Source organism: Sphingobium sp. CR2-8 (genome assembly GCF_035818615.1).
Taxonomy (GTDB): domain Bacteria; phylum Pseudomonadota; class Alphaproteobacteria; order Sphingomonadales; family Sphingomonadaceae; genus Sphingobium.
The window spans coordinates 3,505,517-3,530,107 of the sequence record NZ_JAYKZY010000002.1 but is presented as its reverse complement, the minus strand read 5'-3'; the positions used below and the strand labels follow the sequence as shown (position 1 = coordinate 3,530,107).

The 24,591-nt window shown below is 65.0% G+C and carries 22 protein-coding genes and 1 pseudogene; 12 read left to right on the top strand and 11 right to left on the bottom strand.

The features are described from left to right. Positions 1–69: 69 nt before the first annotated feature. Positions 70–246 carry a hypothetical protein gene (locus tag U5A82_RS21275; protein WP_326292835.1) on the top strand — a complete coding sequence of 59 codons (177 nt, stop codon included), beginning with the start codon at positions 70–72 and terminating at the stop codon, positions 244–246. Further along, the gene (locus tag U5A82_RS21270; RefSeq protein ID WP_326292834.1) at positions 243–1,730 is read left to right on the top strand and encodes a lipopolysaccharide biosynthesis protein; all 1,488 of its coding nucleotides are present in this window, start codon (positions 243–245) and stop codon (positions 1,728–1,730) included. The genes U5A82_RS21275 and U5A82_RS21270 overlap by 4 nt, the downstream gene beginning before the upstream one ends. Positions 1,731–1,748: 18 nt before the next feature. Here U5A82_RS21270 and U5A82_RS21265 read toward each other — a convergent pair whose 3' ends face one another. Further along, positions 1,749–2,174, bottom strand: a complete 426-nt coding sequence (locus tag U5A82_RS21265) for a CBS domain-containing protein (RefSeq protein ID WP_326292833.1) — start codon at positions 2,172–2,174, stop codon at positions 1,749–1,751. A gap of 72 nt (positions 2,175–2,246) precedes the next feature. On the opposite strand from U5A82_RS21265, the gene U5A82_RS21260 reads away from it, so the two are divergent. Both U5A82_RS21260 and U5A82_RS21255 read left to right on the top strand, forming a co-directional pair. Next, positions 2,247–2,546: a hypothetical protein gene (locus tag U5A82_RS21260; protein WP_326292832.1), complete on the top strand. Its 300-nt coding sequence runs from the start codon at positions 2,247–2,249 to the stop codon at positions 2,544–2,546. Beyond that, complete coding sequence (locus U5A82_RS21255) at positions 2,536–2,916, top strand: acyl-CoA thioesterase (protein WP_326292831.1); 381 nt, start codon at positions 2,536–2,538, stop codon at positions 2,914–2,916. Before U5A82_RS21260 ends, U5A82_RS21255 begins: the two co-directional genes overlap by 11 nt. A 3-nt stretch (positions 2,917–2,919) precedes the next feature. Here the strand turns inward: U5A82_RS21255 and U5A82_RS21250 are convergent, their stop codons facing one another. The 6 genes from U5A82_RS21250 to hisS all read right to left on the bottom strand — a co-directional run bounded on the left by U5A82_RS21250 (position 2,920) and on the right by hisS (position 10,762). Further along, complete coding sequence (locus U5A82_RS21250; RefSeq protein WP_326292830.1) at positions 2,920–4,479, bottom strand: DUF4139 domain-containing protein; 1,560 nt, start codon at positions 4,477–4,479, stop codon at positions 2,920–2,922. 13 nt (positions 4,480–4,492) lie between these two features. Beyond that, positions 4,493–5,893 carry a DUF4139 domain-containing protein gene (locus U5A82_RS21245; RefSeq protein WP_326292829.1) on the bottom strand — a complete coding sequence of 467 codons (1,401 nt, stop codon included), beginning with the start codon at positions 5,891–5,893 and terminating at the stop codon, positions 4,493–4,495. Between the two features lie 158 nt (positions 5,894–6,051). Continuing rightward, on the bottom strand, positions 6,052–7,014 hold the full coding sequence (locus U5A82_RS21240) for a DUF4167 domain-containing protein (RefSeq protein WP_326292828.1): 963 nt from the start codon (positions 7,012–7,014) through the stop codon (positions 6,052–6,054). Positions 7,015–7,329: 315 nt separating this feature from the next. Further along, on the bottom strand, positions 7,330–8,151 hold the full coding sequence (gene prmC, locus U5A82_RS21235) for a peptide chain release factor N(5)-glutamine methyltransferase (protein WP_326292827.1): 822 nt from the start codon (positions 8,149–8,151) through the stop codon (positions 7,330–7,332). Positions 8,152–8,277: 126 nt separating this feature from the next. Continuing rightward, on the bottom strand, positions 8,278–9,372 hold the full coding sequence (prfA, locus tag U5A82_RS21230; protein ID WP_326292826.1) for a peptide chain release factor 1: 1,095 nt from the start codon (positions 9,370–9,372) through the stop codon (positions 8,278–8,280). A gap of 127 nt (positions 9,373–9,499) precedes the next feature. After that, positions 9,500–10,762 (bottom strand): histidine--tRNA ligase, encoded by a 1,263-nt coding sequence (hisS, locus tag U5A82_RS21225; protein ID WP_326292825.1) that lies wholly within the window; start codon positions 10,760–10,762, stop codon positions 9,500–9,502. A gap of 142 nt (positions 10,763–10,904) precedes the next feature. On the opposite strand from hisS, the gene U5A82_RS21220 reads away from it, so the two are divergent. Continuing rightward, the gene (locus U5A82_RS21220; protein WP_326292824.1) at positions 10,905–12,824 is read left to right on the top strand and encodes a M61 family metallopeptidase; all 1,920 of its coding nucleotides are present in this window, start codon (positions 10,905–10,907) and stop codon (positions 12,822–12,824) included. A 37-nt stretch (positions 12,825–12,861) separates the two neighbouring features. Continuing rightward, positions 12,862–13,404 carry an inorganic diphosphatase gene (gene ppa / locus U5A82_RS21215; protein WP_326292823.1) on the top strand — a complete coding sequence of 181 codons (543 nt, stop codon included), beginning with the start codon at positions 12,862–12,864 and terminating at the stop codon, positions 13,402–13,404. A 133-nt stretch (positions 13,405–13,537) separates the two neighbouring features. On the opposite strand, the gene U5A82_RS21775 is transcribed toward ppa, so the two are convergent. Together U5A82_RS21775 and U5A82_RS21210 are read right to left on the bottom strand one after the other, a co-directional pair. After that, positions 13,538–14,038: an aminotransferase class I/II-fold pyridoxal phosphate-dependent enzyme gene (locus U5A82_RS21775; RefSeq protein WP_442802226.1), complete on the bottom strand. Its 501-nt coding sequence runs from the start codon at positions 14,036–14,038 to the stop codon at positions 13,538–13,540. Next, the gene (locus tag U5A82_RS21210; protein WP_442802198.1) at positions 13,924–15,003 is read right to left on the bottom strand and encodes an aminotransferase-like domain-containing protein; all 1,080 of its coding nucleotides are present in this window, start codon (positions 15,001–15,003) and stop codon (positions 13,924–13,926) included. Before U5A82_RS21210 ends, U5A82_RS21775 begins: the two co-directional genes overlap by 115 nt. An 89-nt stretch (positions 15,004–15,092) precedes the next feature. Between U5A82_RS21210 and yczE the strand changes: the two genes are divergently transcribed. Together yczE and U5A82_RS21200 are read left to right on the top strand one after the other, a co-directional pair. Continuing rightward, positions 15,093–15,704, top strand: a complete 612-nt coding sequence (yczE, locus tag U5A82_RS21205) for a membrane protein YczE (protein ID WP_326292822.1) — start codon at positions 15,093–15,095, stop codon at positions 15,702–15,704. Between the two features lie 140 nt (positions 15,705–15,844). After that, positions 15,845–17,056, top strand: coding sequence for an NHL repeat-containing protein (locus U5A82_RS21200; RefSeq protein WP_326292821.1), 1,212 nt, complete (start codon positions 15,845–15,847; stop codon positions 17,054–17,056). Positions 17,057–17,060: 4 nt separating this feature from the next. Here the strand turns inward: U5A82_RS21200 and U5A82_RS21195 are convergent, their stop codons facing one another. After that, positions 17,061–17,555: a hypothetical protein gene (locus U5A82_RS21195; protein WP_326292820.1), complete on the bottom strand. Its 495-nt coding sequence runs from the start codon at positions 17,553–17,555 to the stop codon at positions 17,061–17,063. An 86-nt stretch (positions 17,556–17,641) separates the two neighbouring features. Here U5A82_RS21195 and gyrB point away from each other — a divergent pair, with 86 nt between their 5' ends. Genes gyrB through U5A82_RS21175 form a run of 4 tightly spaced genes read left to right on the top strand, consistent with a single transcriptional unit; the run spans position 17,642 to position 22,014 of the window. Beyond that, entirely contained in the window at positions 17,642–20,143 is a 2,502-nt protein-coding gene (gyrB, locus tag U5A82_RS21190; RefSeq protein WP_326292819.1) for a DNA topoisomerase (ATP-hydrolyzing) subunit B, read from the top strand. A 1-nt stretch (position 20,144) separates the two neighbouring features. Further along, positions 20,145–20,717, top strand: a complete 573-nt coding sequence (locus tag U5A82_RS21185) for a DNA-3-methyladenine glycosylase I (protein ID WP_326292818.1) — start codon at positions 20,145–20,147, stop codon at positions 20,715–20,717. Beyond that, positions 20,714–21,229, top strand: a complete 516-nt coding sequence (locus U5A82_RS21180; RefSeq protein WP_326292817.1) for a COG3650 family protein — start codon at positions 20,714–20,716, stop codon at positions 21,227–21,229. Before U5A82_RS21185 ends, U5A82_RS21180 begins: the two co-directional genes overlap by 4 nt. 38 nt (positions 21,230–21,267) lie before the next feature. After that, on the top strand, positions 21,268–22,014 hold the full coding sequence (locus U5A82_RS21175; RefSeq protein ID WP_326292816.1) for a DJ-1/PfpI family protein: 747 nt from the start codon (positions 21,268–21,270) through the stop codon (positions 22,012–22,014). Between the two features lie 4 nt (positions 22,015–22,018). Here U5A82_RS21175 and U5A82_RS21170 read toward each other — a convergent pair. After that, positions 22,019–24,429, bottom strand: a pseudogene (locus tag U5A82_RS21170) (ligase-associated DNA damage response DEXH box helicase). Positions 24,430–24,591: the final 162 nt, after the last annotated feature.

The following is a 24,591-nucleotide window of genomic DNA, read 5'->3' as shown; positions in this document are numbered from 1 at the left end:
GCACCGACAGTAAAACCGGACAACCAGTGATCCCCGATCCTATGGTCCGGGGGACTAGCGTCCGTCTATGTGGGCGACCGTCTGGTTCAGCGCCGCAGTGGCGTCGTCCCGTCCGGTGAGGCGGCATATATGGAGGGCATTCCGAACCGTCAAACAGTTTTTGCAATTTTATTTCAGAAATTTTTGGATGTTGGGCGCTACAGCCTGTGCATGATCGATCGGATTTCAGGAAAGACGGGCGCATGACATTGCAGGATGCCGACGCGAATGACGCGGGTTTCGGCGCACGGATACGCAGCGCCATCTTCTGGCGATCGGGCAGCCAGATCCTGTCGCAGATGATGAGCTGGGTGGTGACGCTGGCCGTCATCCGCCTGCTCGATCCCGCAGATTACGGCCTGTTCGCCATGACTCAGGTGATCCTCAATTTCGCTACCTTCCTCAACGGCTATGGGCTGGTCAGCGCGTTGGTGCAGTCCGACACGGTGGAGACGCACCGGTTGCGCCAGGCTTTCACCATCATGCTGCTGCTGAACGGCGCATTGGCGTTGCTCCAGCTGGGAATCGCGCCGCTGGCCGCCGACTATTACGACCAGCCGATGGTCGCCGACCTGTTGCGGGTGCAGGCGCTGCTCTATCTGTCCACCCCCTTCATATCCGTGCCCGAGGCGATCATGGGGCGCGCGCTGGATTTCAAGCGGCCCGCGCTGGTCAACCTGATCGGGGCCATCGCTTCGGCCGGCGTGGCGCTGACCGGCGCGCTGTCGGGATGGGGCGTATGGACATTGGTGTTCGCGCCGATCACGGGTTTCTGGATCAAGGCGGTGGGCTATGTCATCGCGACCGGGTTCAGGCCCATCCCCAGTTTCGATTTTCGCGGCACCGGGGCCATGGTCGCCTATGGCGCATCCCTGCTGGGCGGACAGCTGTTCTGGATCATCCAGAGCCAGGCGGATATCTTCATCGGCGGGCGGATGTTGGAGCCGCACCAATTGGGCCTCTATGCCGAAGCGCTGTTCCTGACCCAGATATTCGTCAGCAAATTCGTGCCGCCGCTCAACGACGTGGCCTTCCCGGCCTATGCGCGGATGCAGAAGGATCTGTCACGCGTCGCCTGGTCCTTTTGCAAGGCGGTGAAGCTGCTGCTGCTGCTGACCTGTCCCATCTACCTGGGCATGGCGGTGACGGCGGAACCGCTGGTCGCCACCCTGTTCGGGCAGAAATGGCTGGAGATGGCGCCCTTCGTCACGATCCTGGCGCTCGCCATGCCGTTCATGACCGTGCAGGTGATGTTCGCGCCGGTGAGCAATGCGCTGGGGCGGCCCGGCACCACGGCGCGTGTCGCGGCGGTCGGCGCGGTGCTGATGCCGGTCGCCTTCCTGATCGGCATCCGATTCGGCGCGATCGGGCTGGCCTGGGCCTGGCTCGCGGCGTTTCCGCTGCTGACCGGCGTGACCGCGCGGTTGGCAGGAGGGCCGATGGGGCTGCGATTCGTGGACCTGATCCGCGCCGCCGCGCCGGGGCTGGGCTGTTCGATCGTGATGGCAGGTGTCGTGATGGGGGTCGACGGGCTGCTGCCGCCTCTGGCCGCGCCCATGCGCCTGGCCATATTGGTGCCGACGGGGGGCGTCGCCTTCCTCGCCGCGCTAATGCTGTGCGCGCGCGGCACGGTGATGGAGCTGGTGGCGCTGGTGATTCGCCGCGCGCCTCCGGTCCAGGCGACTGCCTGAACCGGGTTAGCGCCCGAATCAGGCCGTCTGGATATAGTCGCGCAGGGCGGCCGCTTCCGATTCGATGCTGTCGATGCGAAATTTGACCAGATCGCCGATCGAGATCATGCCTACCAGTGCGCCGTCCACCACCACCGGCAGATGGCGGATGCGCCGCTTCGTCATCAGCGACAGGCCGTGGATCACGGGCGTGTCATGGTCGATGGTGATGGCAGGCGCGGTCATCACATCGCCGACATTGCGATCGAGCGCCGCAGCCCCATCCTGAGCGATATGATAGACGACGTCGCGCTCGGAGAAGATGCCGACGACCTGCCCATCCGCGACCACCGGCACGCACCCGATTCGCTTGTTCGCCAGCAATTGCACCACGGAGAGCAGGCTGTCGTCGGGCCGCACGCTGATGACGTCACCCTTGCCCTGCAGAATCGTCGCAATGCTCATGAACGCTCTCCTTTTCCGAGACATTTACTCTGGACGCTTGATGATCCCACTTTCGATCCCCAAAGAAAAGGGATGACGCGCAAACAGGCCCTGGACGATCCGCAAATTGCCGCAACCGCCTGGGCACGGTTCCGGCGGATCATGGCATGGATGGCGCTGGCCGGGGCGGTGTGCGTGGGACTGGCGCTGCTGTTCCTGCACTGGCGGTCAGGCGACATGCCGATCCATATGGTGATTGCCACGGTTTTGGGCGTATGGCTGACCTTCATGCTGGGGACCGGCCTGATGGCGCTGGTGTTCCTGTCGAGCGGGACCGGGCATGACGAACAGGTGATGGACAGGCTGAAGGATGAGGTGCCACTTGACGACTGAAGAACGGGGCGAGGTCGTGCTGCGGCTGGTGCCGCATCTGACCGACATCAATGCCAATGGGCATATTTTCGGCGGCTGGGTATTGAGCCAGATGGATATTGCGGGCGGCATCGTCGCGTCGCGCATCGCGCAGGGTGCGGTCGCCACGGTGGCGATCGAGAGCATGACCTTCATCACGCCGATCCTGCTGGGCGATGTCGTGTCGGTCTATGCCCGCGAAGAACGGCGGGGTCGCACATCCGTGGCGATCCGGATCGACGTGATCGCGACGCGTGGCCCGGGCCTGGAGGAGGTCGTGCTGACCAGCGGCGTCTATACCTTCGTCGCGCTGGACGCGAATCACCGGCCGCGCCCTTTGCCGGACATGTGAAACTCAGCGCGGCAGACGCTGCACATAATGCCATTCCACCCTGTCATTGGCAGGGACCGTCACCCGCCAGATCCATGCGTTGCCGCGCCGTTCCATATCGGTCGGGCGCGGTTCGATGGCTTGGGCAATGGCGACTTCCGCAGTGACGGGGAAGGGACGGGCGTTGCTGATCGTGAGGGCCCAGTCGCGCGTCTTGGCCGATTGCGCCGTCATCCGGGCGAGGATGCGGACGTCAGGGCTGGCCGCCATATCATAATCGACGCGCTCCCCCTCCGCCTTGTCACCGATATCCGCTTCGCCTGCGAGCAGGCGCATGCCGCCTATGTCTTCGAACAGCGCAACGCGGCCCGATGGCATGGCGAGGCCGAGGCCATCGCTTTTCCAATTCTGCAATCGTAGCCGCAACGTCATGGGGACGGCCCCCCTGGTGATGGCGGAGATGTAGGCGACATAGAGCCGCTCCACCTTCACGCCGGGTTGGCGCAGCAGGGCGACCTGCTTTTGCGCGTTGGCCGCAACATCGACCGTCATCGGCACATGATAGAGTTTGAGGTCGCCGACATCCTCGGGCGGCGGCGGGGGAGGAGGTGGTGGAGGCGGAGGGGGAGGGGCGGGGGCGGCCATGGCGAGACGTTCGGTGCGGCGCATGGAGGTGACGACGATGTCCTGTGCGCCTTCCCTCATCATGGCCGGCGCGGGCATATCGACGGGAAACAGATCCCAGCGCGGATGCGTGCTGGTGACGTCCATCGGCCAGCAGGTGAGGCGGAGCGGGCCGCCGGTCGGGCGGGGTTGCATGGCCCTGCTCTGCTTGTTGGGATGACCGGCGACGACGCTCAATTGCGAGTCGGGAAAGCCGGTGACGCCGCCATTGGCGACCGTCAGCCAGGCCATGAGGTCGAGCGTCCTGCCGTCATCCTTCATATCCGCGACATAGTTGGCGGCCCAGTCTAACCCTTCGGCTAGATAGGTGAGGTGCAGCGTCGCGCGGGTCGGACGGTCGCTGGTCGCGATGACCGACAGGGTGGGGCGGGCGGACAGGTCGGCAGGTTTCTGCGGATAGAGCATCCGTTCGGGCAGGCCGCTACACCCCAGCGCTTCATAGCCCTGCGCCGTCTGCACGATCACGCCGCCGGTCGGCCCGGCGCTGATGATCGCGGCCTGCTGCGTGACCTTGCCGGTCCTGCGGTCGGTGCGGCGCAGGGTGACGCTGCGTTTCAGATAGGCGTCGACCAGCCCGGCGGGGGACAATAGTCGGGCATCGCGATTTTTCTCCCGCACCCCGCGCGGCAGGCCGGACAGGATCGCGGTTTCGGGCATCAGCCCTTGCGCGACGCCTTCGAAGCGGATCTTCGATTCGCCCTGCGGCAGGTCGATCGTGCGGATTTCGGTGATGAGCGCATAGCCGCCCGGCCAGTTGCGATCGATCGCCCCCTTCGCGCGGCCGGGCTGGCGATAGATGGTGAGCGAAACCGAATCGGCGCGTGGCGACACGATCGTCCCGGCCTGCGCGGGCAGGATGAGCGCCCATAGGACGAGCAGCAGGGCGAGAATGCGCGGCATCGGCGCGGTCCCGTCAATAGCGCGAATCGAAGGTGACGTTGAGGTCCACCGTGCCGTTGGCGGGGACCGGTACGCTCCATTCCATCCGGTCAGCAGAGACGCGCTTTCCTTCCAGGCTTTGCGTGACGACGCGGGTGTCGCCCCACAGGCCCTGTTGCGCCAGGTCGATCGTGACCGGTTCGGGCCGGGCGTTGGTCAGCGTGTAGCGCATCTTCGTTTCCCAGCGCGCACTGCCTTTCTTTGTGCGCTGCTCCACGGTCGGCCGCACCTTGACGTCGAACGCTTCGCCGGTGCGCAGTGTCATGGAGGACCCCATGGGCGTATGGTCGATGCTGTTTTCGCCGATAAATTGCGGGTTGCCGCGCGCGTCGCGCATATAGACGCGGATCGTCCCCGCAGGCAGCTGGTCGCCCAGGCCGCCTTCCTTCGAAGTCGAGAATTTAAGCACGCTCGATGCGCTCATCGGCTCGGCCGAACTGCCGAGCCAGCCATTGACATATTCATAGGTGGCGCGGGCAGGCGCGCCCTTCACGTCGAGGAAGCTCACCTGCTTCTGCTGGGCATTGGCGATCGTCGTGCGGGCGGCGAGCGGATAGAGATAATAGTCGCCCAGCCGTTCGCGCGGGCCGCTCTCCGTCCCGCCCTGATCGATCGCGCCGCTGCCAGATTGCCACCAATTAGTGCGCCCGCCGCCATTGGCCGGGTTGCCCGCGACCAATATCGTCTTCGCGTCGGTGAAGGTCGTGCCGGTATTGTTGGTGAGCGTGACCCAGCCCTGCATGTCCATGGCCCCCTTGGCCGCGTCGAACAGCGCGACATAGTCGGCGGTCCAGCCGAGATTGGGGGTGAGGTAGGAGAGGCGCGCGGGCACCGTGCCGCCGCGTTCCGCCTGCACCGTCACCGACAGGGTCGGGCGGGCGCGCAGATTGGGCGGCACCCGGTCGAAGATGACGCGGACGGGCAGGCCATCGTCGCGCAGCACCTCGATCCGGGTGCCGATCTGGAGGACGATGCCGCCATTGGCCGCGAGGATCTTCGCCCGCTCGCGCGTTTCCACGCCGGTGGCGGGATTGGTGCGCAGCAGCGTCACCTCCTGCCCCACCGCCTTGTCCATCAGCTTGTCGGGGGAGAGGAGGTCATAGTCGAAATTCTGTTCGATGATGGCGAGGCCCGGACCGGACAGGTTCACGGTTTCGGGGCGGATGCGGGCCGATACGTCGGGAAATTCGATGCGGTTGCGACCTGCGGTCATCGGCAGTTGCCGGTCGTCCTGCACCAGCGACTGGCCGTTATTGTAGATGGTGACGGCGACATCGCCCTGCGCCGTTGCCCCGGTGGGATCGGCCGCGCTTTGCGCCAGCGCCGAGGCGGGCAGGGCGGTCAGCAACAGGGGCAGCAGGTGCGCGGCTCTCATCGGCATCTCTCCAGATATGCGCCATCTATGAAGCGCCTTGTGCCGGATCGCGCCGGGGTTGCAAAGCGCGCTTGTCGGTAGCGGACAGAAAAGACAGGGCCATGAAAAAGGGGACGGCGCGTTGTGGCGCCGTCCCCTGATTTTTCGGCATGGGCCGCTTATTCGGCGGCTTCGGTCGCCGGGCGTGCGCGACGAGTGCGCTTCTTGGGCGCGTCCTCGGTCGCTTCGGCATCATTATCGGCGCGGGCGATCGAGGGCGGCAGCACCGCGAGGTCCAGCCCCGCATGCGTATCCGCTTCCGCCACCACCTTGCGCGGGCGACCGCGACGGGGGCGAGGGGCTTCGGCTTCCGGCGCGGCGGCTTCGGGCGCGGTCTGAACGACCGGCTGCTGCCGGGGGGCTTCCGTGGCGGGGTTGCCCACCGGACCTTCTACACCCATTTCCTGCTGCACCGGCGCATCGCCGTCGGCATTGAAACGATCGCGACGGGGACGATCGCGACGAACATTGCCGGCGCGCGGTTCGCGATTGTCCCGATATTCGCGAGGCTCGCGGGCTTCGCGATTGTCATCCTGACGCTCCGGGCGGCGATCCTGCGGGTCGCGTGGGGCCTGCTGATCGCGCTGGCCATACTCACGCTGGCCCTGGTCGCGATTGCCCTGATCGCGATTGCCCTGGTCGCGACCATTCTGGTCACGCTGGGTCTGATCGCGCGGGGCATGTTCGCGGGGCGTGCGATCATAGGCGTGCTGCTGGTCGCTGCGGAAATCATCGGCACCGTCATAACTGCCGTCGAAATCATCGCTATCCTGATCGAAATTATCGTCGCGGGTACGCTGCCGGGGACTTTGCTCCTCCTGACGGGCACGATTGTCGGCGAGGACGCGGAAATAATGATCGGCGAACTGCAGATAATATTCGGCGTTCACCCGGTCGCCCGCCATCTGGGCGTCGCGCGCCATATTCTTGTATTTCTCAAGAAGCTGGGTCGCATTGCCGCGGGCGCGGTTGTCGATGCGGTTACCGTTGTCGCCACCGCCCCGATTATTGCCGTTGGGACGTCCGTTGTTATTGTTGTTCCGGCCGCGATTGCGGCGGCCGGCCTGCCGGTTGTTGATCAAGATATGATCCTTGCGTTCGCTATGACATCATTCACTGAAAACACTGTTCAGTCGCCATCCCCAAGCACGACCTGATTTTCAGGCCGGATACGGCTCCGCCACGGCATGATCCTTTCCGGATCATCACCCCGACTGCCAGCGGCGCTGCGCAGCATGCGCCGTCATGACTTTAAGGAGCGGGAAAACAGCCTTTTCTATCAATGGCCTAAACGACCATGTCACAAGATAGTGCCGTCCCTGACGCTGATGTAGTGGCTTTCACACCATAAACCAAGCAATTTTCGCTTTCCCGATGGTAAATCGGACGTTGCCCGATCAGGGACGACGCGCGATCAGGCAGCGGTCATGCCCGACCAGGTCGCGACGCACAGCCACGACCAGCCCATGTTCGCGCAGAAGCGCGGACACGCTGCCCGCCTGATCATAGCCGATCTCGATCGCCGCGATGCCATCCGCCGCGATCAGGCGGGGCAGGTCGGGCGCAATGCGACGATAATCGTCGAGGCCATCGGCACCGGCTAAGAGGGCGCTGGCGGGTTCGCGCAGCACGTCCCCCGACAGAGGCAGGTCAGCCACGATATAGGGAGGGTTGATGAGCAGAAGGTCGAACGGGCCTTCGACACCCTGCGCCCAGTCGCCCAGACGGAAGCGGGCGCGATCGGCCATGCCCAGCCGGGCCGCATTGCCCTGCGCCACGGCAAGTGCGGCCGGGGAGGCGTCGATGCCCAGACCGTGTGCGCTCGGCCACTGGTCCAGCGCCGCCAGCAGTAGCGCGCCTGAGCCTGTGCCCAGGTCGAGGATCGTGGCGGGGGCGTGGGTGGCGAAATGATCGACCGCCGCTTCGATCAGCGTTTCGCTGTCGGGGCGGGGGATCAGCGTGTCGGGCGTGACGGACAGGGTGATCGTCCAGAAATCACGGGTGCCGGTGATATGGGCGATCGGCTCGCCTGACAGGCGGCGGGCAAGCAGGGTAGCGAAGGTCGCAGGGACAGCCAGGTCGCGCTGGCGCAGCAGCAGATCGCCGCGCGACAGGCCCAGCGCATGGGCCATCAGCAGCTCGGCGTCGAGGCGCGCGGTGTCGCTTGAGACGGCGAGTTGGACAGTTGCGGCGCGTAGCGCGTCGGGGACAGATGTCATCTCCCCTCCCTTCTAGGGAGGGGCCGGGGGTGGGTTGCGAGTGAAGCGAGCGCCTCAACGGAATCGGCGCCGCTTCGCGGCGCACCCACCCCCTGCCCCCTCCCTGACAGGGAGGGGGGATGATGCTCATGCCACACCGTCCAACTGCGCCAGCCGCGCCGCCTCGTCCTCCGCCACCAGCGCGTCGATCACTTCGGACAGGCCCGGGCCTTCCAGTATTTCGGGCAGGCGGTGCAGGGTCAGGTTGATGCGGTGATCGGTGACGCGGCCCTGCGGGAAATTATAGGTGCGGATGCGTTCGGACCGGTCGCCCGATCCCACCATCGCCTTGCGCGCGCCGGCCTGTTCGCTCTGGGTGCGTTCGCGCTCCATCTCATAGATGCGGGCGCGCAGCACCTGCATCGCCTTCGCCTTGTTCTTGTGCTGCGACCGTTCGTCCTGCTGCGTCACCACGATGCCGCTGGGCAGATGGGTGATGCGCACTGCCGAATCGGTGGTGTTCACATGCTGCCCGCCCGCACCGCTTGCGCGGTAGATGTCGATCTTGAGGTCGCCATCGGCGATCTGGACGTCGACTTCCTCGGGTTCGGGCAGAATCGCGACGGTCGCGGCGCTGGTGTGGATGCGCCCGCCGCTTTCGGTGGCGGGCACGCGCTGGACGCGGTGGACGCCGCTTTCGAACTTCAGCTTGGCGAAGACGCCGGTGCCGTTGACGCTGGCGACGACTTCCTTGAAGCCGCCCTGTTCGGACGCGTTGGCGGAGAGCATCTCCATCTTCCAGCCCTGGGTATCGGCATAGCGTTGATACATGCGGAACAGGTCGCCCGCGAACAGCGCGGCTTCGTCACCGCCGGTCCCTGCGCGGATTTCCAGCATGGCGGGGCGCGCGTCGGCCGAATCCTTGGGCAGCAGATGCAACGCCAACGCCCGTTCGGCGGCGGGCAGCTGGCTTTTGAGGATCTGCATTTCCTCCTGCGCCATTTCGCGCATGAGGGGATCGGCGTCGGGATCGTCGCCGCCGCCCGCCATCACGTCCAGCGCGGCCAGTTCCTGCCGCAGGCGGCGCACTTCATGCGCGGCTCTCGCGACCGGCTCGATCTCCGCATATTCCTTTGACAGCTTCACGAACGCTTCGGGCGCGAGGTCGGCGCGCGTCATCGACGCCTGCACCTCGTCCCGGCGCGCCTCGATCTGCGCGATGCGTTCGGGGGATATGTGCATTAGGCGCGCACCTTTAGGCCGTTCGGGCTGAGCCTGTCGAAGCCCCTTCCTTCGTCAAAAGAAGTAAGGCCCTTCGACAGGCTCAGGGCGAACGGAGGTGGGGAGGCGCGATTAGCGGAAATGTGCATCAGTCTGCGGGGTCCGTTTCAAGTATGATAGCCCAAACATCATCAAGGATCGGGCTATTTGACTTAGAAGACGGTTGTGAAACGAACGGATTCCCATCCTGCCACCGTATCGAAACCAGCACTGACGCATCAAACTTCGCAGCTTTGTCGTAACGCTTACGCGGCGACCCAGTCGCAACCATGTCAGCCGAAATATTTCGCCGACGAATCTTTGCTATGAGCCGTTGAGCTTCTGGCAAAGCAAGATCGTCCTCCACTGCGAAAACTACGCCAAGAGGTTCCTTCTCCGGCGCATCCACCAGCATCGCCAGCCGCTCGATCCCGGCCGCCCAGCCGACCGCCGGGGTCGAGGGACCACCCAGATTTTCGATCAGCCCATCGTAGCGCCCGCCGCCCAGCACGGTGCCCTGCGCGCCCAGCCGGTCGGTGATGAATTCGAACGCGGTATGGCGATAATAGTCGAGGCCGCGCACCAGCCGGGCGTTGCGCTCCCACGCCACGCCTGCGGCATCCAGGCCGCTCGTCACCTTTTCGAAGAAGCTGCGCGCTTCGTCGGTGAGGTAGGCGTCGATGTCCGGCGCGCTGTCGGCGATCGGGCGGTCGCGGGGGTCTTTGCTGTCGAGGATGCGCAGCGGGTTGCGCTGCAAACGATCCAGGCTTTCTTCCGACAGCTGGTCGCGATGCGCCTCGAAATGGGCGATCAGCGCCGCGCGCCAGGCGTCGCGGCTCGGCCCGTCGCCCAGCGTGTTGAGGGTGAGCGTTACCCCATCGGCTACGCCCAGTTCCTTGAGCAACTGGTCGGCCATGACCAGCAGTTCGACGTCCGCGCCCGGCTCGGCCGCGCCGATGATTTCGGCGTCGAGCTGGTGGAACTGGCGGAAGCGGCCCTTTTGCGGGCGTTCGTAGCGGAAGAGCGGGCCGTGCGTCGCGACCTTCAAGGGCGCATATTGCTGCCAGCCCTCGGTGACGTACGCGCGGCTGATCCCGGCGGTGAATTCGGGGCGCAGGGTGATGCTGTCGCCACCGCGATCCTCGAACGTGTACATCTCCTTGGAGACAACGTCGGTGCTTTCGCCGAGCGACCGCGCGAAGACGGCGGTGGATTCGAAGACGGGGACTTCGACCCGCTGGAATCCATAGAGTTTGCGCACCCGGTCGAAGGTCGCGACCACATGGGCGAACCGCTCCTGAAACGCGTCTGCGGTGCCGCCCAGCATGTCTTGTGTGCCGCGTACGGGACGCGGGGTTTCTTGTCTCGCCATGGGGCCGGGCCTTTAACGGCAAATCACCCCTATGGAAACGCGCTTTTTACAGCTGTCCATCAGGGGGTGGACGGCGCTGCGACGCCTTGCCATGCTAAAGGCAATCGGGCCGCCCGGCCCCCCTGCATTTTCGGAGACCTCCATGATCCGCAGCATTGCTGCCGCCCTTTGTCTTTCAACGGCCATCGCCAGCCCGCTTTTCGCGCAGGACGCGATCCGGTCAAAGCCAACCGCCCTGCCCGTGGACAGCGGCGCGCCTGCACCAAAGGACATTCCCTATCCTGGCGGGACGATCAAGCTGGAGGTCGATGCTAGCGACACGGTGCAGCGCATCTTTCGCGTGAAGGAGACGATCCCGGTCGCCACCGCGGGGCCGCTCACGCTGATGATGCCCGCCTGGCTGCCCGGCAATCATGCGCCGCGCGGGCAGATCGAGAAGCTGAGCGGCCTGACCTTCACCGCCAACGGCCAGACGCTGGCGTGGAAGCGCGACCCGCTGAACGTCTTCGCCTTCATCCTCGACGTGCCGCAGGGCGTGACCGAAGTCGTGGCGCAATTCCAGTTCCTGTCCGCCACCCAGCCCGCGCAGGGCCGGGTCGTCGTGACGCCCAAGATGCTGAACATCCAGTGGGAAAGCGTGTCGCTCTATCCGGCGGGCTATTATACGCGCCAGATCCCGGTCCAGGCGACCGTGACCTATCCCACCGGCTGGCAGGCCGCGACCGCGCTGCGCGGCACGAAGACGGGCAATGCCGTCGCCTATGAAACGATCGACTATGAAGCGTTGCAGGATTCGCCCGTCTTTGCAGGCACGCATTTCAAGGCAGTGGACTTGGGGCAAAATGTGACGCTGAACCTGGTCGCGGACGATGCCGATGAGTTGGATTTCAAGGCGGAGCAGATCGCCAAGCACAAGAAGCTGGTGGCCGAGGCTGGGTCGCTGTTCGGCGCCTATCATTTCAATCACTACGACTTCCTGCTCGCCATCACCGACGAGATGGGCGGCATTGGCCTGGAACATCATCGCAGTTCCGAGAATCAGGTCGAGCCGGGCTATTTCAAGAGTTGGGACAAGGGCGAGGCGCTGCTGGACCGCAACCTGCTGCCGCACGAGTTCACCCATAGCTGGGACGGCAAGTTCCGTCGCCCCGACCTGCTGTGGACGCCCGATTTCAACGTGCCGATGCAGGATAACCTGCTGTGGGTCTATGAAGGGCAGACGCAGTTCTGGGGCTATGTGCTGGGCGCGCGGTCCGGCCTGTTCAGCAAGGCCGAGACGCTGGACGCCTATGCCCAGATCGCGGCCAAGCTGGACACGGCCGTGGGTCGCCAGTGGCGGCCGATGGAGGACACCACGCACGATCCCATCATCTCCGCCCGTCGGCCCAAGGGCTGGGCCAGCTGGCAGCGGTCGGAAGATTATTACAATGAAGGGCTGATGATCTGGCTGGAGGCCGACGCGATCATCGCCAAGGCGACGCGCGGCAAGAAGGGGCTGGATGATTTCGCCAAGGCGTTCTTCGGCATCAAGCCGGGCGACTGGGGGCAGGTCGTCTATAATCGCGACGATGTCATCAAGACGCTGAACGCCATCGCGCCCTATGACTGGGCGGGCTTCTTCGGGAAATATGTCGATTCGACCACGAAGGAGACGCCCAAGGGCGGCTTCATCCTGGGCGGCTACAGCCTTGTCTATGGCGAGGAGCCGGGCGCAATCACCAAGGCGGCCGAGGGCGCGAACAAGATGGTCGACCAGAGTTTCGGGATCGGCGCGATCGTCAAGAATGACGGCGAAGTCAGCGGGGTCATCTGGGACAGCGCGGCGTTCAAGGCGGGCCTGGTGACGGGCGCGAAGATATTGGCGGTCAATGGCGACGAATTTTCGGGCGACGCATGGAAAGCGGCGATCAAGGCCAAGACGCCGATCCAGATTATCCTGAAACAAGACAAGTATTATCGCACTTTGACTCTCGATTATTCGGGCGGGCTGCGCTATCCGCGCCTCGACAAGACCGGGGAGGGTGAGGGCAGCCTCGACAAGCTGCTGAAGCCCAGAACGTGATGTATCCGCAACGCAACATGAATCAGAAGGCGTTTCCATGAATATCGAACTGATCCCGGTCGGCGACGATCCGCCCAACAGCCTGAACGTCATCATCGAAGTGCCGGTCGGCGGCGAGCCGGTGAAATATGAATTCGACAAGGCCAGCGGCGCGCTGTTCGTGGACCGCATTTTGCACACGCCGATGCGCTATCCCGCAAACTATGGATTCGTGCCGCACACGCTGTCGCCCGATGGCGATCCGCTGGACGCGCTGGTCATCGCGCGCTCGCCCTTCGTGCCCGGCTCGGTCGTGCGCGCGCGCCCGATCGCGGTGCTGAACCTGGAAGACGAAGCGGGCGGCGACGAAAAGCTGGTCTGCGTGCCCGACAACAAGACCTTCCCCTATTATGCGGACATCAGCGAGAAGGACGACCTGCCCGGCATCGTGATGGAGCAGATCGAGCATTTCTTCACCCATTATAAGGACTTGGAAAAGACCAAGTGGGTCCGCGTCGGCACCTGGGGCGGGGCGGACGACGCCAAGCAGATCACGCTGGAAGCGATCGCCCGCTATCAGGCGGCGAAGAAAAGCGAATGAGGTCGGTTTCTTTCGAGCTTTGAAAAGGCCGCGCGGAGCGATCCGCGCGGCCTTTTTTTATCATCGCTGTTTCCCGGCGAAGGCCGGGGTCCAGCCCGACGCTGGAACTGGACCCCGGCCTTCGCCGGGAACATTATATGAGACGATCCGCGTCCAGCGCCATGGCAAGCGAATCCCGGCCCTTGGGCATCCTGGCGTGGAGCCGCGCGTCGGCTTCGACCAGTCGCTCGACGCCCATGTCGAGTTGATCCTCGGGCAGGGTGAAGGGCAGACGCAGGAAGCGTTCGAACGCGCCGCTGACGCCGAAGCGCGGCCCTGCGGCGATGCGCACGCCCAGACTCTCCGCCAGCGCCGCGAGCGCCGTCGCCTCCGCGCGGGGCAGTTCGGCCCAGAGCGAGAGGCCGCCCGCAGGCGATTCGACGCGCCAATGGGGCAGGCGTCGCGCGATGAGGCCCAGCAGATGGTCGCGCCGCGCGCGCAGCAGGTCGGCCCGTTCGCCAAGTCCCACATCCGCGTCGATCAACTGGGCGACCGCAATCTGTTCGACCACGGGGCTGGCCATGTCCATCGTCGTGCGCAACCGGCCGAGCGCCGCAACCGTTTGCGGATCGGCGCGAATCCAGCCGACGCGCAGCCCGCCCCAGAAAATCTTGCTGGCCGATCCCAAAGTGATGACCTGACGCCCGGACAGGTCGTGCAACGCGACCGGCGGGGGGGCGCGAAGTCGAGGCCCATCGCGACCATCGTTTCATCGACGATCAACGGCGTGTGGCTGCGCGTGGCAGCCGCGACCAGCGCGCGGCGCGTGGCCGGGTCCATGCTGCGCCCGGTGGGATTGTGGAAATCGGCGATGACATAGGCGAAGCGCGGGCTGGTCTGGCGGAAGGCCGCCTCCATCGCGTCGACATCCCAGCCTTGGGCGGGCAGGCCGACCGGCACCGGCACGACATGGGCGCGTTGCAGCGCCTGGATCGCGTTATGATAGGTCGGATGGTCGATCACCACCCGGTCGCCCGGCCCGGCCAGCCATTTGAGCAACAGCGAAAAGCCCTGCTGCGCGCCGTTGGTGACCATGATCTGGTCGGGGCTGGTGGGGCAGCCGCGCCGTTCATAATGGGCCGCGATCGCCCGGCGCAGCACCATGATGCCCAGCGGATCGTAGCCGAGGTCGCTGAGATAGGCGGGCAAGGCCTCCACCGCATGGGCATAGGCGCGCGCAACGCCGGGCGCGGCGGGCAATGCGGCGTGGGTCCAGTTGAGCAGGTTGCCGCTGCTGCCGCTCAGATCGCGATCGTCCACGGGCGCTTCCGCCCGGCCCGGGGGCAGGCGGGTGACGCTGCCCGACCCCTGCCGACTTTCCAGAAAGCCCTCATCGCGCAGCCGATCGAAGGCCGCGGCCACGGTGGTGCGCGACAGGCCCAGCGCGGCGGCCAGTTCGCGTTCGCCCGGCAGCCGCACGTTCAGACCCACCCGCCCGTCCAGCACCAGCATCCGCAACGCCTGCGCCAGTTGGCGATAGGCGGGTTCGGCGCTGTCCTGTGCGCGCCAGGCGCCGAGCAGGCGGAGCAGGGATGGCGGACGGAGCAGCGAAGTGGACATGGCATAGATTCCATCAGGACGGTTGGTGAAGGCCATTTATCCCCGATTGGTCCTTTTTGAAAAGGCCAATTGTGCGGAAGAAGCATGGCATGATGCACCGCCACCACGCCCTTCGTTTATGGCAGCTCCTATGGGGCCTTGCCCTCTACGGCTTTTCCATGGCGCTGATGCTGCGCGCCCATCTGGGGCTCGATCCCTGGGACGTGCTGCACCAGGGGCTTGCTCCCAAATTGGGCCTCAGCTTCGGCATGACCGTCAATCTGGTCGGCGGACTTGTGCTGCTCCTGTGGTGGCCGCTGCGCCAGCGACCGGGCTTTGGCACGATCGCCAATATCCTGGTGATCGGGACTGCGGTGGACCTGTCGCTGATGATCCTGCCGACGCCCGAAGGTTACGTGCTGCGCGCAGCCTGGCTGGTCGCTGGGATCGTCCTCAACGGCATAGCGGGCGGGGCCTATATCGGTGCGGGCATGGGACCGGGGCCGCGCGACGGGCTGATGACGGGGCTGTGCCGCCACAACGGCTGGCCGGTCAAATGGGTCCGCACGGGCATAGAGATCGGCGTACTGGCGATCGGCTGGCTGCTGGGCGGCACGGTGGGGGTGGGCACCATCCTCTATGCCGCGACCATCGGCTGGATCGTCCATCACGCGCTGCCCTGGTTCCGCATCGCCGCCATCGAACGACAGACAAGCGCCTGATCCCGACGCCCCCTGACCGGTCGATGCGCCACGCGTCGGCCGGTCCTTTTTCCCTTGAAAATGGACGGATAGCCATTGACCGGGCGAGGCAGACGGGCAAGATCCGCCGCGCCGTTCCTCCGATCAAAGAGCATCTTTCCATGCGCCCCTTCCTCGCTATCGCCTTATTGCTACCCTTGACCGGCGCATCCACGCCATCGGAGCAGGCAGCACGACAGGCATCCGTTCAGGCGCTCGCCCCGCTCGCCTTCGAACAGGTCGCACCGGCCGGCACGAAGATGCCGCGGTTCAAGGTCGATGCCGCCTGGCCCGCCATGCCCGACGACTTGCTGCTGGGCCAGGTGAGCGGGGTGGCCGTGGGACCGGACGATTCGGTATGGGTCGTCCATCGCCCCAACAGCCTGACCGCGACCGATACGGGCTTGGCCCAAAGCCCGCCGATCGCCGCCTGCTGCAAGCCCGCGCCGCCGGTGGTGCGCTTCGGCAAGGACGGTCGCTATATCGGCGGCTGGGGCGGGGCGGACATCGCCCCCACGGTGGATGGCGTGAACCAGTGGCCGACCAGCCTGCACGGCATCTTCGTGGACAAGGACGGCTCCGTCTGGTTCGGCGGCAATGGGAAGGGCGATCATGTCGTCATGAACTATACCGCCGACGGTCGATATATTCGCAGCTTCGGGCGGCGGGAGAAGACCGGCGGCAATGATGCGACCGACCAGTTGGGCAATCCGTCAGACGTCAATCATTCGGACGGCATGGTCCTGATTTCGGACGGTTATGTGAACCGCCGGGTGATCGGCTTCGACGCGAAAAACAACGGCTACAAGGGGCGCTGGGGCGCCTATGGCAAGCCGCCCAGCGGGCCGGTGCTGAAGGGCGATTTCGACCAGAGCCATGCCGTCGACCCCAGCCGCGTCGCCGATCCCAAGGCCCCGATCTTCAACAGCATCGTCCATTGCGTGGTGCCGACGAAAGATGGCCATGTCTATGTCTGCGACCGCAACAACAACCGCGCGCAGCTGTTCAGGCGGGAGAAGAATGGCGGCCTCACCTTCGTCCGCGACTTGGCGATCGCGCCGGATACGGGCGGCACGCATACGGTCACCGACATCGCCTTTTCACCCGATCCGCAGCAGACCTATCTGTACGTCGCGGACATGATGAACGGGCGCGTCTGGATATTGCTGCGCAAGACGCACGAGGTGCTGGGCGCAGTCGGCCGGGTGGGACGGCAGGCGGGGCAATTCACCTGGCTGCACAGCATCGACACCGACAGCGAGGGGAATATCTACACCACCGAAGTGAATACGGGACGGCGGGTGCAGAAGCTGGTGTTTACCGGAATCGAATGAGGCGTCAGTCGCCGATCGACCGTATATAGGCACTGGCGACCCAGCCGCTGACGCAGGGACCGGCATAGGGCTGCTTGCGTTCCACGGGGGACGCGACGCCGCAATCCACGCTTTCCGCAGCTTCGCCCACGATGCGGGCGGGCGGCACGACGACGCCGAGCCATTTCTGATCGATGCTGCGGGTGCATAGCCAGGTGCGCTGCCCCTCTGCCAGGCGCGCAATTGCCTTTGCATCGTCGAAGGGCGCGGCGCGCAGGGCCAAGCCGCCCGGACCAGCGCGGGCGACCTGGCCCAGACCGCCGCAGGCATCGAGCCTGGCCCCGTCTTCGCCGATGATGACGGGCCGGGCGATCGGCGCATCCATGCGGGTTTCGGGCACGTCCGCGCGCGGCGCACCCGCAAGGGAGGAGTTGGGCAATTCCTCATAGACATCGTTGCTTTTGGAGCAGGCGCTCAGCAGCAGCAGCGAAGACAGAAGGAGGGCAGGGACGGTGCGCATGAAAGCCGTGATAGACCGCGCCTGTCCCCAGCGGAAGACGCCATGTTTCGCTTTAGTTTTGGGGGCGCTTTCCCTATATGCTCGGCATGAGCGAAGAACCCGTCAATACCCCGAACAACAATGAATATGGCGCCGACAGCATCAAGGTGCTCAAAGGCCTGGACGCCGTGCGGAAACGCCCCGGCATGTATATCGGCGATACCGACGATGGATCGGGCCTGCACCATATGGTGTTCGAGGTTTCGGACAACGCGATCGACGAAGCGCTGGCGGGCCATTGCGACCGCATCACCATCACGCTGAACCCCGACGGATCGGTCAGCGTCGAGGATAATGGGCGCGGCATTCCGACCGGCATCCACAAGGAAGAAGGCGTATCGGCGGCCGAGGTCATCATGACCCAGCTGCATGCGGGCGGGAAGTTCGAAAATACCAGCGACGACAATGCCTATAAGGTGTCGGGCGGCCTGCACGGCGTGGGCGTGTCGGTGGTCAACGCGCTGTCCGAATGGCTGGACCTCAACATCTGGCGCGATGGCAAGGAACATTGGATGCGCTTCGCCTATGGCGATGCGACCGCGCCGCTGAAAGTGATCGGCGATGCCCCGGAAGGGAAGAAGGGGACGCGCGTCACCTTCCTCGCGTCGACCGAAAAGACGCCCGGCGACGGCGGCACGTTCAAGAATCAGACCGAGTTCGACTTCGAAAAGCTGGAGCATCGCTATCGCGAGCTGGCCTTCCTCAACAGTGGCGTGCGCCTGTTCCTGGTCGATGCGCGCCATGAGGAAAAGAAGGAAATCGAGCTGTTCTACGAGGGCGGGATCGCGGCCTTCGTCAAATATCTCGACCGCAACAAGTCGGCGATGATGCCGGAGCCGATCGCGATTTCGGGCACGCGCGACGATGTGACGATCGACGTCGCGCTGGAGTGGAACGACTCCTATTATGAGAACGTCCTGTGCTTCACCAATAACATCCCGCAGCGCGACGGCGGCACCCATCTGGCCGCGTTCCGCGCGGCGCTGACCCGCACGCTCAACAATTATGCGGAAAAGTCGGGCGCGCTGAAGAAGGAGAAAGTCTCCCTCACCGGCGAGGATATGCGTGAGGGGCTGACCGCGATCGTATCGGTCAAGCTGCCCGATCCCAAATTCAGCTCGCAGACCAAGGACAAGCTGGTGTCTTCCGAAGTCCGCCAGCCGCTCGAAAGCCTGATGGCCGACAAGATGGCTGAATGGCTGGAAGAAAATCCGGCACATGGCAAGATGATCGTCCAGAAGGTGATCGACGCCGCCGCTGCCCGCGAGGCTGCCAAGAAGGCGCGCGAACTGACGCGGCGCAAGGGCGTGCTGGACATCGCATCGCTGCCCGGCAAGCTGGCCGACTGTCAGGAACGCGACCCCGCCAAGTCCGAACTGTTCCTGGTCGAAGGCGATTCGGCGGGCGGGTCGGCCAAGCAGGGCCGCAACCGGCATAATCAGGCGATCCTTCCTTTGAAGGGCAAGATCCTGAACGTCGAGCGCGCACGCTTCGACAAGATGCTGTCGTCCAAGGAAGTCGGCACGCTGATCCAGGCGATGGGCACCGGCATCCGGGACGATTTCAACCTGGAAAAGCTGCGCTACCACAAGATCGTCATCATGACCGACGCGGACGTCGACGGCGCGCATATCCGCACGCTGCTGCTGACCTTCTTCTATCGCCAGATGCCGCAGATCATCGAGGGCGGGCATCTCTATATCGCCCAGCCGCCGCTCTACAAGGCGACGCGCGGCCGGTCGGAAGTGTACCTCAAAAACGAAGCGGCGCTGGAGCAATATCTGGTCGACAATGGCGTCGAATCGATGGCGCTGGAAACCGGCAAGGGTCCGCGCACCGGCGAGGATCTGCGCAGCCTGATCGAACATGCGCGCCGGATGCGGGCGGTGATGCGCTATGTGCCGCGCCGCTACAATCCCGCGATTATCGAAGCGCTGAGCCTCAACGGCGCGCTCGACCCCGAACTGGATCAGGATAGCCAAGCCGAGCGGCTGGCGGCGACCGTCGCCTGGATGGGCGCGCAGGATGCCGAAGGGCGCTGGACCGGCAGCGTCGCGGAGGAAGGCGGCTTCCACTTCCAGCGCCTGTGGCGCGGCGTCACCGACCATCATGTGATCGAGGGCGGCTTCGTCGGATCGGCCGAGGCGCGCAAGCTGCACAGCATCGCGGCCGAAGATGCGGGCAGCTATCTGACGCCCAGCCGCCTGATCACGGTCAAGGCGCTGGCAGCCGAAGCAAGCGACGACGATCTGCCCGTCGCGCCGACCAAGGGCGCAATGGTGACCCGGCCGAGCGAACTGCTGGACGCCATCCTGGCGGCCGGGCGCAAAGGGCTGGCGATCCAGCGCTACAAGGGGCTGGGCGAGATGAATGCGGAACAGCTGTGGGAAACCACGCTGGACCCGGACAATCGCTCCATGCTGCGCGTCGAGGTCGAGCAGGCAGACGTGGCCGACGAAATCTTTACCCGGTTGATGGGCGACGTGGTCGAACCGCGCCGCGAGTTCATCCAGGACAATGCGCTGAACGTCGCCAATCTGGACGTCTGACATGACGGGTTCGGACCAGCCGCGTTGCGCCTGGGCCGGGACGGACCCGCTCTATTGCGCCTATCACGACCGCGAATGGGGCGTGCCCGAACGCGATTCGCGCATGTTGTGGGAAACGTTGATGCTGGAGGGGTTTCAGGCGGGCCTGTCCTGGATCACCATATTGCGCAAGCGAGAGGGGTTTCGCGCCGCCTTTGCCGGGTTCGATCCCGATACGGTGGCGGCCTTTGGCCCTGATGATGTCGAACGGCTGATGGGCGATCCTGGCATCGTGCGGGCGCGGGCGAAGATCGAAGCGACGATCGCGGGCGCGCGGATATTTTGCGCGATGCGCGATGCGGGCGAGGATTTCGCCACTTACGTCTGGTCCTTCGTCGACGGCGTCCCTCTGCGCGGCGATGGCATTACCGTGCCCGCCCAGACGGATTTATCCGCCGCCATATCCAAAGATCTGAAACGGCGCGGCTTCAAATTCGTCGGGCCCACGATCGTCTATGCCTGGATGCAGGCGATCGGCATGGTGAACGACCATGTCGCGGCCTGCTTCCGCCGGGATGCCGTGGCCGTGAGATGAGGCGGCCTTGGCTCATCCCCCTCTTCGCGATGATTACGGGCTGCGGCGACGATGCGCCGCCGCCGGTCAGTAATGCGGCAGAAGCCGTTACGGCCGCGCCGATCGTCAGCAACGCCGCGATTGATTCGCCAAGCATCGAAAATCATTTGGAAAAGGTTCCACGTGAAACAGGTAGAGAGACGCCCCAGGCGGAGGCGCGCCATATCCATCCTGACGCCGATCGCTACAGCGCCATCGGCACGGAGCCTTTCTGGGCCGTCACGGTCGAGGGATCGACCGTGACGCTGGAACGGCCGGACAAGCCGCCGCTCCGCTTTGCGGTGACGCGCAGCGACGATGTCAGGGCGATTCGCTATCTGGGCGCAGGCTTCACCATGACGCTGACCGAGGGGCCGTGCGGCGATGGCATGAGCGACGCGATCTGGTCCGACCGGGTGGCGATCGCATTTGGCGAAGGCACGCTCAAGGGATGTGGCGGCCTGCGCGAGGATATGCGGGATGACGCGCCCTGATCGTTTAGGATAGGATATCCCTGGCAAGGAGGCACGCCATGACCGACAAACGCCCAGATGCATCGCGCCGGACCCTGTTGATCGGCGGCGCCACGGCGCTCTCGCTGGCGGCCCTGTCCAAACCGTCCGAGGCTGCGATTTCCATCCAGCCACCCGTCCCGCCAAGCGGGCCGAAGAAAAAGCTGGGCATGGTTTTGTTCGACGGGTTCGAACTGCTCGACGTGTTCGGGCCGCTGGAAATGTTCGGGATGATCAAGGACCGGGTCGAGATCGTCATGATCGCGCAGAAGGCGGGTCCGATCAAGAGCGGTGCGGGGCCGTCCGCGCTCGCCGATGTCGGCCTTGCCGATGCGCCTCCCCTCGACATCGTGATGATCCCGGGCGGCATGGGCACGCGGCGGGAGGTCGACAATCCCGGCTTCATCGCGGCGATCAGGGCGTTGGCCGACGCCACACCGCAGGTCGCGACCATCTGCACCGGATCGGGATTGTTGGCCAAGTCCGGCCTGCTCGACGGCATCAAGGCCACCAGCAACAAAATGGCATGGAAATGGGCGACGGCCCAGGGCGCGAAGGTCGTCTGGCTGCCCAAGGCGCGGTGGGTCGAGGATGGGAAGTTCACATCCTCTTCCGGCATTTCGGCCGGGACGGACATGGCGCTGGCCCTGATCGCGAAACTCTATGGCAAGGACATGGCGCATTGGGTCACCCACCGCGCTGAATATCGCTGGAACGAGGATGCGACCGACGATCCCTTCGCGGCGATGAACGGCTTGCCCGGATAGGGGATCAGTCCGCGCGCATCGCTTCGGCGACCAGCGCTTCGGCCTCGATCAGTAGCGCGTCCTCCGCGGCGGACTGGGCGACATGCTCGCGGCCGATCAGGATCAGCACCGGCACCGCCAGCGGACTGACGCGGTCGAGCGTGACGTGCAGCATGGTCTGGCTGGCCCGATCGATGAGGTCGCCCAGGCGCCCGACATCGGTCATGCGTGCGCGCGCGTCGGCCCAGGCGGCCTTGAGCAACAGATGGTCGGGCTGATATTTGCGCAGCACGTCATAGATGAGGTCGGTGGAGAACGTGACCTGCCGCCCGGTCTTACGCTTGCCGGGATGCTGCCGCTCGATCAGGCCGGAAATCACCGCCACATCGCGGAAGGCGCGCTTCAAGAGACTCGACTGTTCGACCCAGTCGACAAATTCATGGTCGAGAATATCCGCAGAAAACAGGCTCTGCGGGTCGGTGATCGGTTTCAGCCCATAGACTGCCAGCGCATAGTCGTTGGAGACGAAGCCCAGCGGCATCAGGCCCTGGCTCTCCATTCGCCGGGTCAGCAGCATGCCGAGCGACTGGTGCGCGTTCCAGCCTTCGAAACTGTAGCAGACGAGATAATGGCGCCCTTCATGCGGGAAGGTTTCGATCAGAAGCTGGCCGGGCTGGGGGAGGGCGGAACGCAGTTTCTGCATCTCCAGCCAGTCCCGCACATCGGGCGGGAATCGCGGCCATTCCTGCGGTTCGGCCAGGAAATGGCGTACTCGGTCGGCCAGACGCGTGGACATCGCCATGCGGCTGCCGCCCCAACTGGGAATACGCGCCTGTTTGGACGTCGCGCGCACGGTCAGGTCCGACGTGTCCATCCGCACCACTTCCAGCGCCATGCCGGAAAAGAAGAAACTGTCGCCGGGACGCAATTGCGCGGCGAAGCCTTCCTCCACCGTACCGAGCTTGCGGCCATTGGCGAAGCGCACGGCGAGTGCGGGCTGATCGACAATGATGCCCGCGTTCAGCCTGTGCTGCTGGATGAAGCGGGGATGGGACACGCGCCAGCGCCCGTCTTCATCCTGCGCCAGCCGTTTGAACCGGTCATAGGCGCGCAGGGCATAGCCCCCCCTTCGATGAAATGCAGGACATGGTCGAACGCTTCTGCGGTCAGCGCGCTATAGGGGGTGGCGGAGCGTACTTCCTCCAGCAGTTCTTCCGCCCGGAATGGCCCGGCACAGGCCAGACCCATCACATGCTGGGCCAATACGTCCAGACTGCCAGGCCGGAAATCGTCGGCATCGCGCTCGCCCGCCTCCACCGCATCCAGCGCCGCGCGGGCCTCCAGATATTCGAACCGATTGCCGGGGATCAGGATCGCCTCGCTCGCCTGGTCGAGCCGGTGATTGGCGCGCCCGATCCGCTGGAGCAGGCGGGACGACCCCTTGGGCGCCCCCATCTGGATCACGCAATCGACATTGCCCCAGTCGACGCCCAGGTCCAGCGAAGCGGTCGCCACCAGCGCGCGCAGCTTGCCCGCCGCCATGGCCGATTCGACCTTCCGCCGTGCCTCGATCGACAGGCTGCCATGGTGGATGGCGATCGGCAGGTTCGCGTCGTTCGCCGACCAGAGTTCCTGAAAGATAAGTTCGGCCAGGCCCCGCGTGTTGCAAAAGACGAGCGTCGTCTGCCGCGCCTCTATCTCCGCCATCACCTGTTTGGCCGCATATTTGCCCGAATGGCCGGACCAGGGGACGCGCCCTTCGGGGATGAGGATGGCGACGTTCGGCGCCGCGCCCGCTTCGCCCAGCACCGCCGTTACCGTGTCGATATCCCCATCGGGCGCCAGCCAGGCCCGATAGGCGTCGATGTCCGCGACCGTGGCGGACAGCGCCACGCGGCGCAGCGCCGGATTGATCGTCTGCAAGCGCGCCATGGAAAGGCTCAGCAGATCGCCGCGCTTTTGCGTGGCGAAGGCGTGGACCTCATCCACGATCACCGTCTTCAGGTCCGAAAAGAGCAGGGCGGCATCGGGATAGCTGAGCAGGAGCGACAGCGATTCGGGCGTGGTCAGCAATATCTGCGGCGGGCGGACGCGCTGGCGCGCCTTGCGATCGGAGGGAGTATCGCCGGTGCGCGTTTCGACGCTGATCGGCAGCCCCATTTCCTCGATCGGGGTCAGCAGATTGCGGCGAACGTCCACCGCCAGCGCCTTCAAGGGGGAGACATAGAGGGTGTGCAGCCGATCCGTGGGATGGCTGATGAGGTCCGCCAGCGTCGGCAGGAAGCCCGCCAGCGTCTTGCCCGCGCCGGTTGGCGCGACCAGCAATGCATGGTCGCCCCGGTCCGCCGCCGCCAGCATGTCCAATTGGTGGGCGCGCGGCTGCCATCCGCGCGTCGCAAACCAGTCGTCGACGATGGCGGGGAGACAAAGCTGCATCGTCCGGATGTAGGTCGCCATGGTGCGTCTGTCACGGTCTGCCTGTTTTGCTATCCCGTTGCCGCGCTGTTAGATTGCGCAACGCCTTCACGCCGGTGCAGCGCCCTGCTTTTTGGAACCTATAAGGGGGCTGCACGATATAGGCTCAGCGAGAGAGGAAGT